Raw genomic sequence first — 2,786 nt, forward strand, 5'->3', positions numbered from 1 at the left:
TCGAGGCCGAGGCGACGTTCAGGATCTTGCCGCGCAGGGGCAGGATGGCCTGGGTCACGCGGTCACGCGCCTGTTTGGCCGATCCGCCGGCCGAGTCGCCCTCGACGATGAACAGTTCGGTGCCCTCGGCCGCCTGACGCGAACAGTCCGACAGCTTGCCGGGCAGGCGCAGCTTGCGGGTGGCGGCGGCGCGCTGGACCTCCTTGTCCTTGCGGCGGCGCAGCCGGTCCTCGGCCCGGTCGATGACGAAGCCCAGCAGCGCATTAGCCTGTTTCGGGCTTTCGGTCAGCCAGTGATCCAGCGGGTCGCGCAGCAGCTGTTCGACCAGGCGCGCGCCCTCGGGCGAGGACAGGCGGTCCTTGGTCTGACCCTGGAATTCCGGGTTGCGGATGAAGACTGAAATCAGGGCGCCGGCGTTGGCGATGACGTCTTCGGCCGTGATGACGCCGGCGCGCTTCTCGTTCGCCAGTTCGCCATAGGCCCTCAGCCCCTTGACCAGGGCGGCGCGGAACCCGGCCTCGTGCGTGCCGCCGTCAGGCGTGGACACGGTGTTGCAATAGGATTGCACGAAGCCGTCGGCCTCTCCGAACCCGGCGGGCGACCAGGTGACGGCCCATTCCACGGCCCCGGCCTCGCCCTTGCGCTCGACCCGCCCGGCGAAGGTGGGGGTGACGGTCTCTATGGCGCCGATGCGCTCGGCCAGGGCGTCGGCCAGGCCGTTGGGGAAGTGGAACACCGCCTCGGTCGGCGTCGAATCCGTGATCCGCTCGGCCGCGCAGGTCCATTTGATCTCGACGCCGCGGAACAGATAGGCCTTGGACCGCGCCATGCGGAACAGGCGTGCGGGCTTGAACGCCGCGCCGTGGCCGAAGATCTCGTCGTCCGGCTTGAAGCGGATCAGGGTGCCGCGCTTTTTGGACGGCCCGACCTGCTGGATCGGCCCCAGCACATGGCCCCGGCTGAACGACTGGCGCCATTCATGGCCGTCGCGCCAGACGGTGACGTCCAGCTGTTCCGACAGGGCGTTGACCACCGACACGCCGACGCCATGCAGGCCGCCGGAGGTCTCATAGGCCTTGCCCGAAAACTTGCCGCCCGAGTGCAGCACCGTCATCACGACTTCCAGCGCCGACTTGCCCGGATGCTTGGGGTGGGGATCGACGGGGATGCCGCGTCCGTCGTCGCGCACCGACAGGAAGCCCTCGGCGTCCAGATCGACGGTGATCAGCTTGGCGTGACGGGCCACCGCCTCGTCCATGGCGTTGTCCAGCACCTCGGCGAACAGATGGTGCAGGGCCCGCTCGTCGGTGCCGCCGATATACATGCCGGGGCGTTTGCGAACCGGCTCCAGCCCTTCCAGCACCTCGATCGAGGACGCCGAATAACCGCCAGAAGGTGCGACAGTGGGCGCAGCAGCTTCCGGCGCCGCGACGATGGCCGGAGCGGGCGCAGGCTGGGGCGCAGGGGCCTTTTCAGGCTCCGGTTGCTCGTCAGCGAAGGAGAACAGGTCGTCGGCGGGCGGCATGGGCGGACTGTGCGGCGATTCGGGAGCGCGTCAGGTAAGCCCCTGTGGACCGCCGGGCAAGCGGCGCGCGCACCATCGCCGGCTCGGGCGTCAGCGCCCGCGTCATCATGGCCAGGAACAGAACCCACGGCAGGTCCTGGTGGCTCATCAGAATGCTCTCCGACAGGCTCAGCAGGAAGAAGGCCGCGAAATAACCCAGCGCCCAATAGCCTTCGCGCACGCCCGCCCGGCCCAGGCGCGCCACCGTCAGGATGAAGGTCGCCGCCATGATCGTTCCGACCAGGATCGCCCCGGTCCAGCCCAGCTGCACCAGCACGTCGATCCAGCCGTTGTGCGCCGACGGCACGGGCCAGTCGGTTTCGGCGCGCACCATGTCGGCGGGCACAGAGTCCCGGCCCCAGAAGGCGCTGTAGCCATAGCCGGTCCACGGCCGTTCGGCGACGCGGCGCATCAGGCTTTCCCAGATGTCGGTGCGGCCGGTCAGCGACGGGTCCTTGCCCAGGGCCTCCAGGATCTCGACCGAATGGGTGGACCAGATCCACACCCCCAGGCCCGCCGCCACCACGCCCAGCCAGACCATGACCACGGCGAAGGCCGCGCCGCCCTGGCGCAACGCCCACAGGCCGCCGACCCCGCCCAGGGCGACCATCAGGCACAGCAGCGAGGTCTTGGACTGGGTCGCCAGCACCAGGCCGATGCTCAAGGCCAGGGTCGCCATCGGGATCAACCGGCGCGGATCACCCGAGGCCATGACCGCCGCCGCCGCCGTGGCGCCCGCCACCATGACCAGGCCCATCTGGTTTTTTTCGTACCACAGACCGCGCCACAGGCCGGCGTTGACGTCCTGGTGTACGCCGATGGCGGGGAAGGCGAACACCATAACCAGACTGCCGATGGCCATGACCAGCGCCGCCTGCATCAACACGCGGGGCAGGGCGGCGCCCCGGAACACGGACCCCAGATAGACGGCGAAGCTTCCGGTGATGGCCATGGCGATCACCCGCCGGCTGGTCGTCGCCGGATCGATGGACCAGTATTTGGACGCATAGGCCAGCAGCACCAGCAGCATCAGCACGATCCACGCCGGCCAGGCGCGGGCCACGTCGCGGAACCGCATGACGATCAGCCCGGCGATCACCCCATAGACGGGCAACCAGACCAGACGCAGCATCGGCGTCTCTTCCTGGGTCGGCGCGAACACCGGCCCCACCAGGGCGCCGGTCAGCATGGCCAGCACGACAATCACCGCCGCCCGCTCCCA

At 69.3% G+C, this 2,786-nt stretch carries 2 protein-coding genes; both read right to left on the reverse strand.

All coding sequences use genetic code 11. From position 1 onward, the window contains the following. On the reverse strand, positions 1–1,525 hold a 1,525-nt coding region (locus Q0581_RS06895; RefSeq protein ID WP_298698863.1), incomplete at its 3' end, for a DNA topoisomerase IV subunit B. Then, on the reverse strand, positions 1,491–2,786 hold a 1,296-nt coding region (locus Q0581_RS06900; RefSeq protein ID WP_298698865.1), incomplete at its 5' end, for an O-antigen ligase. The genes Q0581_RS06895 and Q0581_RS06900, both read right to left, overlap by 35 nt.

It is taken from the genome of uncultured Brevundimonas sp. (assembly GCF_937863155.1).
Classification (GTDB): domain Bacteria; phylum Pseudomonadota; class Alphaproteobacteria; order Caulobacterales; family Caulobacteraceae; genus Brevundimonas.